This window comes from Paenibacillus sp. RC67, assembly GCF_030020805.1.
In the GTDB taxonomy this organism is placed as follows: domain Bacteria; phylum Bacillota; class Bacilli; order Paenibacillales; family NBRC-103111; genus Paenibacillus_S.
In genome coordinates, this window is sequence record NZ_CP125098.1 from 5,759,217 (window position 1) to 5,772,582 (window position 13,366).

Below are 13,366 nucleotides of genomic sequence, written 5' to 3' on the forward strand. Positions count from 1 at the left end.
GCCAGGGTCCGCAGCGTGAATATGGTGTTAGGTGAGGTACCATGCTTCTCTGATTTATCTAACAATGTTCTTTCCGATCATATTCTTTATAGTTCTTCTTATCGTAATCAAATGCTTCTAAATAATTATCGCTAACCCCGTCCGAATATCGAAAACGTCAGCGAGTTTAAGTTCTTCGGATGAGGCCCTTTAAAGTTTAGGGTGGGTTCGTTTCTCAACAAACTGCCTCGGCGAGCAGCCGAAATGCCTTTTAAATAATTGATAAAACTGGGCTGGACTGGTAAACCCTACTTTGCCGCTAATTTCAGTTACAGACCACGCCTCTGTTAGCAAGAGCTGCTCTGCTCGTTTCATTCGGCGCATCTGGACGTAGGACGTAAACGTCATGCCCATTCCTTTTTTGAACAGCTTGGCAAAATAGCTGCTATTATAGTTCAGCTTGTTGCTTACATCCGCAATTTGGAAAGAAATATCCAACTGTTGTTCGATATAGACAAGTGCAGGACGCAATTTCTCCGCTAGCTGTGGATCCATCGGTTTTATGATGTGGGCATCATCAATCTGAATTAACGTGTACATGAGCTTTTTCAAGCTAGCATTTATTGAGAGCTCGTAGCCCCGCTGTTGTATCGTCATATCCAGCAGCATCTGATGGATAAGTTGGTGAATGACCTGTATGCTTGTCGGATATTTACGCAGCGTTTCATTAAACTGTGTTAAATTGGCCGAGCGGCCGGTAAATGCGGCGAGATACGGAAGCAAGGATGGATCCATAAAAGCTGCCATATCAACATGGCAGACGATATACAGCAGATCGTCATGTCCATGTTTATGGGATCTGTGCAGTTCATTGGAGCCCAACATCACCACATTACCAGCTTGCAGATTATAGCTAATATGTGTTGTTTCCATCGTCAGGGTACCTTGCAGCACAGCGATCAACTCCACCTCTTCATGATAGTGCCAGGGCCCATATTGATCGGATGGTTGGCTAGGATAATGTATGGTCCATATTTTAATCCGGAAATTTGGATCTTCATAATCCACATGTTCTTTATCGTAAGTTGTCAGATTCACTGGCACGGGGATCCTCCTGCATTTAATTGTTATTCCCATCATATCATGAATGTCCGTTTTCAAGATAATTGAAGCTTATATCAAGAGGCATTTTGGTATGTACTCTTTTAAAATAAAGAGAGACTACATTTCGAAGGAGCGATAGACAATGCATGAGATCGAGACACTCCCCGATGACCATGATCTTAGACTGCCTGCTTGGGGACCTTTTACCAAACAATACATGGGTATCTCTCATATCAGCGATCAAGCGCGAGGTTTGCGTTTTGATCTTAGTTTAATGCCTGGCTTCTACAGGAGAAAAATGGATATTCCCAATGTGCTGTGGGAATCTGGCTATCATCCATGGGAGGCAACGGCGGATTACAGCTTCTTCTCCCACCGCCATGAGCTTGAATGGAAAGATCGAGTCTATACTGACATTTCCTTCAGCCGTATCTCCGATCAGTGCCGTCTAATTCGAGTATCCTTCATGAACCAATCCGAGCATCCGCAAAACTTGGTACTGCACTGGATGGCTTCGCTTCAGCCGCCTCGCCTTCTCGGGCACGGCGACGTACAGGTATGTGCAGATGCGCAGATGCCCGAGGGCGCTGTGTGGGTTGATGCGCTAGATTATAGCGAATTGAATTTCGCACGCCCACGACCGTCGGACGGCTTGGTCTATGACGGTTTTCTTAGGGGTGAAATTCGAGGCCAGCATTTTACGGGGGGGTCCGCAATAGGATGCAACTTCGGTGTCGACCAAGGGGACTTGCTGCGTTATGAGATAAACCTCGCAGAGCCTTTAAAAAACGGCGTGTTTTTACTGCGTTACCAAACGGAGAAAAGCGGGGAGCTTGAGCTTCAAATTGGACATCAGACATACCGATTCGATGTAGAGACTTCCAACTCCCTCAGGGTTGCCCGTCTACCGATCGGAACGCTTGCAGCAGGAGACTTCACGCTCTCCTTATATGCTTGCGGTTCTGGCCCCTTGGTGCTGGACGGATTTACCCTACTCGAGCATAACGCTATCGAGGAGGTTTTCTTTGTCGACCGGCCCTGGCACATCGAGCCTGAATTACTGGAAGGGCCTGTTCCTGGCAGCATGATCCTCCGATATAAAGATTGCCCGTATCATTACGGCCTTTTGTGGAACTACCCCAATGTAGAGATACGACAATACAAAAACGACGAACTGGATCGGTATGCCCGTCATACGGTGCATAATCATGTTGATACCGTCTTGCAGGGTAATGGAAAGGGTCACTTTACTAATGTGTTCATGCGTCCCATTCATGTCGTACCAGCTTCATCGAAGATCCTTCATGGCATGGTCTGCTCTGGGACGTACGAAGAAGTGCTTGCCTCCCTAACAGCGGTTTCGCTAGATTACGACAAATGCGAAGCTATTTATAAATCTGAACGTGCAAAGTTAATTCCGCCTCCCTCCTATGCTACCGGTGGCACCTATGCGTTTAGCCAGCAGCTTATGCGAGCTACGCTACTAACCAATACAGTCTTCCCTGTCTACACCAAACGCAAGTATATTCGCCACAGTACGCCAGGGCGCTGGTGGGATTCCCTATATACATGGGATTCAGGGTTTATCGCACTCGGGTTCTCCGATTTGGATGCAGGGCGTTCAATAGATTGCTTGAACGCGTATATGACAGAACCTGGAGACCGCCAGGCTGCCTTCATTCATCATGGCAGCCCGGTGCCCGTGCAGCATTATGTTTTTCTTGAGCTTTGGAACCAAGGGCAGTCTCTCGCCTTCTTGAATCATTTTTATCCGCGATTACGTCAATATTACTTGTTCCTAGCCGGGAAAATTAGCGGGTCTACTACTGGCATACTGCGCTCCGGACTACTTAAGACATGGGATTACTTCTATAATTCCGGTGGGTGGGACGACTATCCGCCGCAAAAATATGTACATGCGCAAACGCTCGAAGCAACAGTTGCCCCTATTGTGACAACGAGCCAGGCCATTCGTATTGCTAAAATCCTGAAAATGGCTGCCGCAATGTCGGAGAATTGGCAGGAAGACATTAGGGAATACGAGCAGGATATAGAACGATGGAGTCATGCTTTAGAGAAGCATGCGTGGGATGAAGAAGCCGGTTATTACGGCTATGTAGTGCATAGCGAGCAGGGTGAGCCAGAAGGCCCTCTACGGCACAGCTCCGGGGCCAATTACAACATGGGGATGGATGGGCTTTACCCGCTAGTAGCCGGCATCTGTACCAAATCGCGTGCGGATCGCCTAATTACCGTGCTGTTTGACGAAAAACATTTATGGACGCCAATCGGCCTGTCCACCGTTGACCAAAGCGCGCCTTATTATCGGGCGGATGGCTATTGGAACGGTGCGGTTTGGATGCCACATCAATGGTTTTTCTGGAAAACCATGCTCGATTTGGGTTACTCCGATCTTGCTTTCCGCATCGCGGAAACCGCTTTAGACTTATGGAAGCGTGAGACCGAGGCCACCTACAACTGTTATGAGCACTTTATCGTGCAAACAGGTCGAGGCGCAGGATGGCATCATTTTGGCGGTTTGTCGGCTCCGGTCATCAATTGGTTTGCTGCTTATTACCAACTTGGCAAAGTTTCCACTGGTTTTAATGTTTGGATGCTGCAGCAGTCTTTTAACGAAAGCTATACGGCGTATCAGGCGGAATTTCACTATGCCAGTGAAGCTGAACAAGCCTTCAACATCTTGGTCAACATGGCAGAAGGCGTGCTCTATGAAGTTGAGGGAACAGGGTGTACCGTACACTGGACGATTAACAACTGTGGTGGTGTAGAAATGTGTATTACCGATTGCATGCCACAGGCCGCTGTGCGGATTCGGGCGTGTTAAAAGATTTTTACGCAACAGAACCCGCCTATCTGTGGCGGGTTCTGTTTGTGTTATTTTACCTTTCCACTAACACATCCGCGATACATGTGCATTTAGTTTCTATCGTAAGGTTCACTCGAACACAGACTCAAAATAGCCTGTCCATGATCTAGCAGCATAAGCTTCGGTAATGAGCGCCTTGATCTCTTCGTGAATTTCTTCTGATGATTCAGGTCCAAATTCCATTTCGGTAATCTTAATTTGATATTCACCGATTAATGTATGTACTTCAGCAGGCATCGAAACAAATCTCAACAAACTGTATAAGTGATTCACTACATTGGATTAACCACTTTGAAGGTTTAAGCTTTTTACATTGAGGGTGACCAGATGCTCTTTCAGCATTTTTAAAATCTTGAGCATGGAATCCTGCCCTTGGTTTTCAACTTCGTTTCCTACACCCCACATAATAATGCACGGATGATTACGATAACTCTTAACCATAGATTATAAGTCTGCTTGCAATCCGTCTCAAAATAACTTCTGTATGAACCGCCGGTCCATTTATCATACGGTTCTTCATACACAAGTAGTCCAAGCTCATCACAAAGATCCAATATTTCTGTTGCGGATTTGTTCCACGATTCCTTAGCCTCGCCTTGGGAAAAATAGTTCAATTCATATAGATGGAATCTTAACAATCACTGTCGTTCCATTACCAAGTTGACTCTCTATCTCTACCCCGTAACCCTCTCCAAACAGTAACTTTATCCTATTATTAATATTGGAAAGCCCTATATTTTTCCCTTCTAAACTGTTTTTCACTCTCTCCGAATATTCCATTTGCAGTTTCGCTTTCATGCGTTCCAGTTCATCTTGACCTATCCCTTTCCCCGTATCCGCTACTTGAAAACATATATCTCCATTCTCGTCAACATTGCCGCTTACACAAAGTTGTCCTCCTGCGTCCATACTTTCGAGTCCATGGTAGACGGAATTTTCCACAATGGGCTGCAAGATCATTTTAGGTGTTCTCATACCTAATAGCTTGTCATCAACCTTAACTTCCAAAGAGAACTTGTTTTCATATCGAATGGAAATAATATTGAGATAGGCCTTAATACATTGAATTTCTTCGCTTATTAAAACGAGTTCGCTTTTTTCAATACTATATCGAAAAATCTTTGACATACTTGAAGTAATCTGCGCTATTTCCTTACTGCCGTATTCTAAACCGATACTACTAATGCAATTTAAAGTATTATAAAGGAAATGCGGGTTGATTTGACTTTGTAAGGCAGAAAACTCCGCCTGTTTTTTGCTCAATTCCGCCTCATATAATCTTGCCTGGGTATTAAAAACATTACTCGTCATCTCTTCCATTTTGTCAATCATGTTATTAATATCATAGGCCAGAACGCCAACTTCATTGGTTGAACGTACCTTCACCCGAAAGCCCCTGTCGCGATTGCCAATTTTTTTCATATCTGAGACAAGCCCCATCACAGGTCGAGTCAGATTGTTTAAGAAAAAGTACCCCAGAATCATTATACTTAAAATGATACCAATTCCTGCAATAATGCTAATATTCTTAATCGCATTCATGTCTGTTGTCAGCTCATGCACCGGTATCATACTTACGATCCGCCACCCATCCGCCTGCCTCAAGCCTTTTGCCTGTACGATGACATCTTCCCCATTGATTTTGGTTTTTACCCCATTAGTTAAACTTTGACTATCTATCGAAAGAATTTCCTTGAATAAATTGCCATGCCATTTTGCATTATTTGACGCAATGACCTCATTTCGGCTGTTAAGGATATACAAAGCTGAGTTAGGCGTAAATTCTGTGTTTTCCACAAGATCTTGTATCTTTTCCATATTCACGATTACTGAACAATAGCCTGTCTTTTTAGAAAATTGAACCCCGCCAATCGCCTCAATAATGGGTGCTATATAAAAGAAATATTCATTTCCTGTTTTTTCGTCCTTTAATAAGTTTGTAAATTTCCCTTTAACAACTGTCTCACTCTCATTTTTAAATGAATTAATAAAATTAATATACTGATTTGAAAACGTAATATCACCGTTGGCAGTCGCTAAACTGGAAATTCTTCGCCCTTGATTATCAGTAATCACAATGCCATTTAAATAAGAATTAAAGAACCTCATATATTCAATGAGGTCAATAACATAAGTGCCAATTTCAAACCCCCTTTTATAATCATCATCTGCAATGGTAAATTCCTGTACCCATTTATTATCAACAGCTATGTTTGTACTGACTTTAATATCGTTAAAAACGGAATCGATCTTTTGGCGAGTTTGTTCTATGATCGTATTCCCATAATTTACAGCTCTCTTTTGGGTTAAATTATAAAAGCTATAGTAGGAATAGAATTCCATGATGGTAAATATGAAAACCGAAAATAAAAAGATCAGTAAGATCTGATGTTTAAGTTTTAGTCTACTAATCTGCAAATTTCCCCACTCCAGTCAACTTTTTCTGAATTTCGTAGGCGTTATCCCACAATGTTTCTTAAACACTTTATTGAAATAATAATAGTCAAAATAACCTACTTTGGTTGCAATTTCTTCAATGGACAACTCTGTACTTTTCAATAGCTCACAAGCTTTTTTGATTCTCAAATCGGTTACATATCCCGAAAAGGTTTTGCCCAAAACTTTTTTGAACAGTTGGCAGCAGTACACTTGGTTGATCAGAAATTTGACAGATAAATCTTTCAGATATAACTCGTCCTGATAATGATTGTCGATGTATTTCACCATCTGGGTAAAATAAGCGTTCTTATCGTTTTCATGCATGGACTGGTCGTTTAGTTGCTTTAAGTATATGAAAATGTCATTTAAAAAGCTGCATAAGGACTCAAAGTTTTCAAATCGCTCTTTCAGTTCAGAATAATTGAGGAAATCAAGCTCCATGTCCTTCAACTCTTCGTAATAGGTACCAACCAAGCTGCTGACCACTTGATTCCATAAATAAACGACTTCTCCCATACCTAAATGATGAAATGAGAAGAAATATTTCATTTTCTGAATGATGTCATTCATGTCTTCAAACTTTTTCTCTATCACACTAGAAGCAATGCCATCTATAAACGAATTAACCAAACTGAGCTTTGGCTCATATTCAAATATCCCTTTTTCTTCATTCAAAAATGTTTGTGAAGCTGCAAGATCGGATTCCTTGATTAGCTTGGCCATTTGATCGATATTCGTAGAAATGGAGCTAATTCCTATTGATTTTATATTAGAACCTGTGAATATTGCAGCATCTAATTGAACATCCAACTCTGATTTCTTATCACTTTTGAGAATGTACAGTGTCTTTCTTGAGCCAAATTCAACTTCGAAGATATGCCCTATATCGCCAAACTTAATGGCTTGACCATCCATTTTCTCGCTATCGGAATACACGATAACGACACGCAAATAATCGTCCGATGTACTATCAAAAAATGGTGTCAAACTTTTTAAATCACTTTTATCAGGTGCGGTAAGCGCCTCTAAAATAAGGTTATTTCGAATGCTTCGCTTCTTGGAGAAATGCAAGGCCAGCTTTTCAATTAAGGGATCTACCATCTCAATATCTAAGGGCTTAAGACAATAATCCAGCGCACCATATCTTATGGCCTCTTGCGCATAAGTAAACTCAGCGAAACCGCTTACAACAACGAAGTCAACGTCCAATCCCATGTCTTTCGTCATCCTCATAAGGTCAAGACCGGAAATATCAGGCATTTTAATATCTGTAAAGACTAGATCAGGAGATTCCTCGGATATGAACTCAATTGCCTTATGGGCACTTGTAAATTGACCTATGATTTCGAACCCGTATTGATGCCAGTTAAAGGCATTCCTTATTCCTTTTATCGCCCAAGGTTCATCATCTACAATAATTACACTATACATAAGTACCTCCATGATTGTTGATCTTTGCAAAATTTTAATACTTTCCCAATGACGGCTAGATAATCGGTGATAGGACCTCTAGAGATAACACCGTTATTTCCATAGCTCTATCTGTCAGCGAGAGCGCAATCAAATAATAATCGACAATTTTTATTAAGATTTTTCATGTAAATAATAGTACTCTAAATTATGATTAATAAAATGTATTTTTATAAATTAATTTTGTAATTATTTATGTTTTTATCAGCGTTAGACACTCAAGTAATTATTAAGATTGTTCAAAACCTATATTGATAAATGGTAATTGTAAACTATGCAATTATGAAAGTACATACTCGGCTATATCATTTGACCCTTCTAGATAGGAAATATTCAGGAGCAAATACTCTTAAGTTGGCACTTAGGGTTCTTGCTATGTACCCACACATATAAACAATCCCATCAAAGCAAAAAAACCTAGGCTAGGGCCTAGGTGTAAAGCTTAACTCCTGGTTGCGTAAACAACACAATGCAGGCAGGTATAGAAGAGAGGTTGCTTATAGACATACTTGCATCAGTTTGGTACTAGTTTAATATAATCAAGTGACAGATGGTAGGCTGAGCTTGAACCATTTTTACCTGCAACATTAAACTTGAAGGATTTATTGCCTGCCGAGCTGAAGGTTATATTTGCCACATTCAGTTCCACATAGTTAAATGCAGTTGAATATAAATCCTGAACCAATCCATGATTTACATCGTTTACTGACATCTGGAACTGCCCCCTGTTGGGTCCCTTTTTCACACCGACCCTTACACTATAGCTGCGTGCCTCAGGCACATTCACAGTGTATGTCACATAGTCATTGACTGCATTGGCTTCCAGCGCAGTTCCAAATCCACCACTCAGATTGAGGTCCCGACCGGATCCATCTCCGAACATGGCGTGTTTGACGCCCGAGGTTGCGCTTACATTTAAATTTTCTGTTTCATATCGACTGCTTTGAACTGAAATATTATCAAATTTTGCATCTGAATCATATGTCCTAACTCCTATACTACCCCCAATACGAGTTGAATCCGTCACACTAATCTTAGGTGTAGTCATATCACCAACATAAACCTTAATGGATTCACCTTGTGCAAAAATTTTAACATGATACTTTGTATTAGCCGTTAAGCTCATAGAAGCAGCGGCAAGCGATGTCCAGTTGTTGTTTGCCTTCCCAATTAAAACCTTCTGATTGGGAACATCGAGTCCAGCATAGTAACCTTGGTAAGCATCCGTACCTGTTCCAGGATTTGATACCCTAAATACCAGACCCGCATTGCCGGTTGAACCTGGTGTCACATCAGCTTCATAAATCATATCTGAGAAATTGGTGTCCAGAAGAGCCTTGGCACCCGGATTTGATGCTACAATATACTGACCGCCTGATACTGTCCATGTACCGCCATATTTTGTCCACCCTGTATCATTACTGTCATCAAAGTTATCTTCCACTGCCATTTCGACTGGTTTAATCGTATTATCTGCATTAAACTCAAATTTATCAAATGCCAGTACGCGTTGTGGACTACTTAGATAACGTTTATGGTAAAAAATGTACCAATCATTTGTTGTAGGTGATTGAACAATACCATTATGACCAGGTCCATCTGCTGTTGTAGTATCCGTATGCAGCATAATACCTTGTGGTACAAATGGTCCTGTTACAGAGCTCGAAGTTGCATACATTACCTTATAAGATGAATCTGCCCATACACCGGCAGCATAAGTCATATAGTATATCCCGTTCCTCTTGAACACTTTAGGCGCTTCAAAATAATCATTATCGCCAGTTTTAGTGGGAGTAACTTTCTTATAGACGGTTCCGTCAGACCATGTTCCTAGAGACTTCATGTCAGCGTTAAGCTTTACAACATTACACTCGCCCCAACTGCCATAATACATATAAGCCTGACCGTCATCATCAAAAAATACATCTTGATCCATTGGACCTGCGCCATTTCTTACAACATTTATAAGGGGGGCGCCAATCGCATCGGTATATGGACCTTGTGGATTATCAGCCACTGCAACGCCTATTCCGCCTAATTGTCCATCGCCATTGATTGCGTTAGCAGCAAAATAGATGTAGTATTTCCCATTGCGGTAAGCCCCGTTTGGTGCCCACAATGAATCTCGTAACCATGATATATTGGCAGAACTTATTACATTTGAGTATTTTGTCCAGTTGACCATATCTGTTGAAGAAAATATGTCCATAGATTTTGCGCCAGCGCTAGAGGGCTCACCAACTTGACTCGCACGAGTCGGATACACCCAATATGTCCCATTATAAATCTGTACATCAGGGTCTGCATAATAGCCATCCACAAATTGTGGACCAGAGTGAATCGGAGCAGCATAAGCTAGTCCCGGCAAAGATATAAACAAGCAAATTACAATTGAAACGCAAAACAATACCAAATTAGATTTTTTGATTTTCCCCATAAGACAACCTCCTTTTTTGACTGACAATTTACTTTCCTTGTTGAACACTTTAACTCCCATGCCTGGCCAGAAAGCTCAAAGATAAACTTAAAGCTTCCATCCCCCCTTTGGAACAAATCTTACCAGCTGATTGTCGGCTCCTGTGTAGTCCCACAGATTTGTTCTAATCCCCGCTCGTATGGAAGCGCTGTCAAAATCGATTACCTTTGGCCATTGAATGACTGACGTGCCATTCGTAGTGCCAGCTCCGGCGCCATTTACATATTCACCACCTCCTACAGGCTGTATCCGCCACTACTGCCAGATGTAATCCAGAAGGAGCCGATGTCGTTTGGAATCACAGACCATCTTGGGTGGTTGGAGTTCTCATCATAAGCCCATTGATTGATATTCATATAAGCCGATGATTGGACAACGGCTTATATGAATTGTAACTGTTCTTCCAATTACTTCTTATTTACTTGCATTGCCTTGTAGATTTTCACATTTTCATCCGTAACAGCCTGCCCGCCTGCTGCCAGGTATTCTGCAACCAACTTATCGTACAAAGCATCAAATTCTGAAGGCTTACAGACAATCAGTTTATCCGTCATTAGTTTGTTCATATCCCCAAGTGTTTTGCCAAACTTAATATTGGACTCATTTGGCGTATCAAAGAAGAAATTGGTGTACGTATCCGTCGTATTGATTTTGTATGATTTTTCTGCAATATCTTCAAATCCAGGCGCCGATGCAGCTAAAGCTTTAATATTTTTCTGAGGGTCGCCAAGCTCCACACCATTTACAACCAGTGTATAATCAAGATTTAGATAACTCGGTTGCATATTGTCCCCTGTTTGATTAATAACCTGCGGAATCCCATTCACCATCTTGTGGTTAATTCCTTCTTGACCATATTGAAGGAAGAATAAATTTTTCGGATCGGACATCCAGTTTAAGTATTTAATAGCTAGCTCTGCATTTTTACTGCTTTTCGGAATAATGACATTGACGCCATTTTCGTTATATGCGATTTTCTTATATTTACCTTCGTAATTTTGGAAAACGTCAATTGGTATAAAGTTTGCGGTTGGCACATTTGCTTTTAATGGCTGACTGATATTTTGCCTTAACGGATAATCCCAGTTTGCACTGAAAAATCCGATTTTTCCGTTCGTTAGATCAGCATCCGCTTGCTTGGCTGTTTTGTCTAAAGCGAAATCAGGGCTAATTAGTTTTTCATTGTAGAGCTTGTTCAGAAACTTCAGCGCATCCTTGTTTCCAGGTCTTAACCAGCTGAACGGAGCTGTAACAAATTCTTCCTCAGACTGTTTCCCCCAGAAAGATTCGCCTAAATTTCCATAGTTATAATTCAAACCAGTTGCAGCTAATCCCCAAGGGATAACGCCATTGACGCCTCCTGGATTTTTATCTCGGAATGCAACTAAAGTATTATATAATTCATCCCTCGTCGTAGGAACAGGCATCCCTAATTTATCGAGCCAATCCTTTCTAATAAACATACCATTCCATGCCAGTGAAGTTCTTTTTGCAGGAATTGCCATCTGTTTTCCATCAAACAGTCCATAAGAAAGAACGGTCTTCCCCAAATAATTCGTTAATTCTTTGCCATGCTTAGCCAATAAATCATTCAATTGAACAATACCATTCACTTTAGCGTATCTCGATACGGTTGCGCTGTCATAAGTAAATGAGACATCGGGTGCCTCCCCTGCTGCCATCAATACATTGAGCTTGTCAATTTCTTGAGATCTAGGTACCGTAATAAATTTCACAATCGCATTGTTCTGCTTACCAAAATTATCATTGATATACCTGGTCCACGTATTATTGTTTAGATCTGGCTGTCCCTGTATGCCCCTGTCAAATACTTCAACCGTTAGTGTAACCGGAGGACCTGAAGGTGTTGCAGCTGCAGTTGAAGATGCTGGTGATGACGATTGGCTTACTTTATCACTCTCGCCTCCACATCCTGCCAAAGCACTTATTAATAGTGTCGAAACCGGTAGTAAAGCCAACATTTTTTTAATTTTCATTTTTATGACCTCTCCTTTATCATTTTCAACAAAAAATCCGACTTTTCCGCAGTGCCAAAAAAATCGAAAACATTCATATCAATCCTACCTAATTGGTCCAATAACCACCACCCTTCAATCTGCCCCATTATCCCTTAATTGCCCCCGTCATGACGCCATCCACAAAATATTTTTGAAGTTTCGGGTAAACAACTAAGATTGGAACGGTTGCAAACATAACACTTGCCGCTTTCAATGACTCAGGAATAATATAAGCCCCAACACTGCCTTCACCTTGCTGGGTATCCAGCTGTTGGTTCGCAGTGATGATTTGGTACAGCTTTAATTGCATCGGATACAGATTCTTATTTGTGATATAAAAAAGCGCATCCTGAAAACCATTCCATCTGTCCACCGCGTAAAAGAGGCTTAGCGTTGCTATAGAAGGCAAAGATAACGGAAGAACAATTCGTACTAGGATCCCAAATTCATTACAACCGTCAATCGAAGCCGATTCTTCCAAGCTCTCCGGAAGTGATGCAAAAAAGGTTTTTAGGATAATTAAATTGAAAACACTCATAGCGCCTGGCAAAATTAAGCTCCACATCGAATTCATCAAATCCAGATTTTTCACAAGAATATAGCTAGGTATTAAACCTCCACTAAAATACATTGTGAATATAAAAACTGTTAAAATAAAGCTTCTTCCCTTTAACCTTTGCTTTGTAAGTGGATATGCTGCACAAATAGTTAAAAACATACAAACTAGTGTATAGACAATGGTCAGCACAATCGTGTACCCAAGTGTATAAATCATTTCAACATCGCTTAGAATCGTTTTATATGTTTCAAGTGTGAAGTCTACCGGCCAAAGTGTGACCTTCTGAGAGATAATTGCATCATTCGAGCTAAAAGAAAGCGATATCATATACAAAAATGGAATTAAACAAGTAATTGATACAGCGGTTATGACTAAAATAATACTTATATCCGTGAAATTGATTCTTTTTTTTCTACTCAACAAACTCACACTCC

Annotated in this window: 10 protein-coding genes; 1 reads left to right on the top strand and 9 read right to left on the bottom strand. The window is 41.1% G+C overall.

Annotated elements, in window-relative coordinates; genetic code table 11:
• Positions 1 to 189 precede the first annotated feature (189 nt).
• Positions 190 to 1,083 (bottom strand): helix-turn-helix transcriptional regulator, encoded by an 894-nt coding sequence (locus QMA13_RS26125; protein WP_282936634.1) that lies wholly within the window; start codon positions 1,081 to 1,083, stop codon positions 190 to 192.
• A gap of 142 nt (positions 1,084 to 1,225) precedes the next feature.
• Between QMA13_RS26125 and QMA13_RS26130 the strand changes: the two genes are divergently transcribed.
• Positions 1,226 to 3,928 carry an MGH1-like glycoside hydrolase domain-containing protein gene (locus QMA13_RS26130; protein ID WP_282936635.1) on the top strand — a complete coding sequence of 901 codons (2,703 nt, stop codon included), beginning with the start codon at positions 1,226 to 1,228 and terminating at the stop codon, positions 3,926 to 3,928.
• Positions 3,929 to 4,039: 111 nt separating this feature from the next.
• Here the strand turns inward: QMA13_RS26130 and QMA13_RS26135 are convergent, their stop codons facing one another.
• The 8 genes from QMA13_RS26135 to QMA13_RS26170 all read right to left on the bottom strand — a co-directional run bounded on the left by QMA13_RS26135 (position 4,040) and on the right by QMA13_RS26170 (position 13,352).
• Positions 4,040 to 4,207, bottom strand: a complete 168-nt coding sequence (locus QMA13_RS26135; RefSeq protein WP_282936636.1) for a hypothetical protein — start codon at positions 4,205 to 4,207, stop codon at positions 4,040 to 4,042.
• A gap of 45 nt (positions 4,208 to 4,252) precedes the next feature.
• Positions 4,253 to 4,411, bottom strand: a complete 159-nt coding sequence (locus QMA13_RS26140; RefSeq protein ID WP_349254173.1) for a glycoside hydrolase family 2 TIM barrel-domain containing protein — start codon at positions 4,409 to 4,411, stop codon at positions 4,253 to 4,255.
• Complete coding sequence (locus QMA13_RS26145; protein WP_282943709.1) at positions 4,363 to 4,584, bottom strand: hypothetical protein; 222 nt, start codon at positions 4,582 to 4,584, stop codon at positions 4,363 to 4,365. The genes QMA13_RS26140 and QMA13_RS26145 overlap by 49 nt, the downstream gene beginning before the upstream one ends.
• A 1-nt stretch (position 4,585) precedes the next feature.
• The gene (locus QMA13_RS26150) at positions 4,586 to 6,388 is read right to left on the bottom strand and encodes a sensor histidine kinase (protein WP_282936637.1); all 1,803 of its coding nucleotides are present in this window, start codon (positions 6,386 to 6,388) and stop codon (positions 4,586 to 4,588) included.
• A 15-nt stretch (positions 6,389 to 6,403) separates the two neighbouring features.
• On the bottom strand, positions 6,404 to 7,840 hold the full coding sequence (locus QMA13_RS26155) for a response regulator transcription factor (protein WP_282936638.1): 1,437 nt from the start codon (positions 7,838 to 7,840) through the stop codon (positions 6,404 to 6,406).
• A 553-nt stretch (positions 7,841 to 8,393) separates the two neighbouring features.
• Entirely contained in the window at positions 8,394 to 10,316 is a 1,923-nt protein-coding gene (locus QMA13_RS26160) for a family 43 glycosylhydrolase (RefSeq protein WP_282936639.1), read from the bottom strand.
• Positions 10,317 to 10,762: 446 nt separating this feature from the next.
• The gene (locus QMA13_RS26165; protein ID WP_282936640.1) at positions 10,763 to 12,352 is read right to left on the bottom strand and encodes an extracellular solute-binding protein; all 1,590 of its coding nucleotides are present in this window, start codon (positions 12,350 to 12,352) and stop codon (positions 10,763 to 10,765) included.
• A 127-nt stretch (positions 12,353 to 12,479) separates the two neighbouring features.
• A complete protein-coding gene (locus tag QMA13_RS26170; protein WP_481858029.1) occupies positions 12,480 to 13,352 on the bottom strand; it encodes a carbohydrate ABC transporter permease in 873 nt (290 codons plus the stop codon).
• Between the last annotated feature and the right edge of the window lie 14 nt (positions 13,353 to 13,366).

Excerpts from the sequence above, each read along its gene's own strand:
- QMA13_RS26130 (WP_282936635.1), top strand. The coding sequence starts at position 1,226 with ATGCATGAGATCGAGACACTCCCCGATGACCATGATCTTAGACTGCCT.
- QMA13_RS26135 (WP_282936636.1), bottom strand. The coding sequence starts at position 4,207 with ATGCCTGCTGAAGTACATACATTAATCGGTGAATATCAAATTAAGATT.
- QMA13_RS26140 (WP_349254173.1), bottom strand. The coding sequence starts at position 4,411 with ATGGTTAAGAGTTATCGTAATCATCCGTGCATTATTATGTGGGGTGTA.
- QMA13_RS26155 (WP_282936638.1), bottom strand. The coding sequence starts at position 7,840 with ATGTATAGTGTAATTATTGTAGATGATGAACCTTGGGCGATAAAAGGA.
- QMA13_RS26160 (WP_282936639.1), bottom strand. The coding sequence starts at position 10,316 with ATGGGGAAAATCAAAAAATCTAATTTGGTATTGTTTTGCGTTTCAATT.
- QMA13_RS26165 (WP_282936640.1), bottom strand. The coding sequence starts at position 12,352 with ATGAAAATTAAAAAAATGTTGGCTTTACTACCGGTTTCGACACTATTA.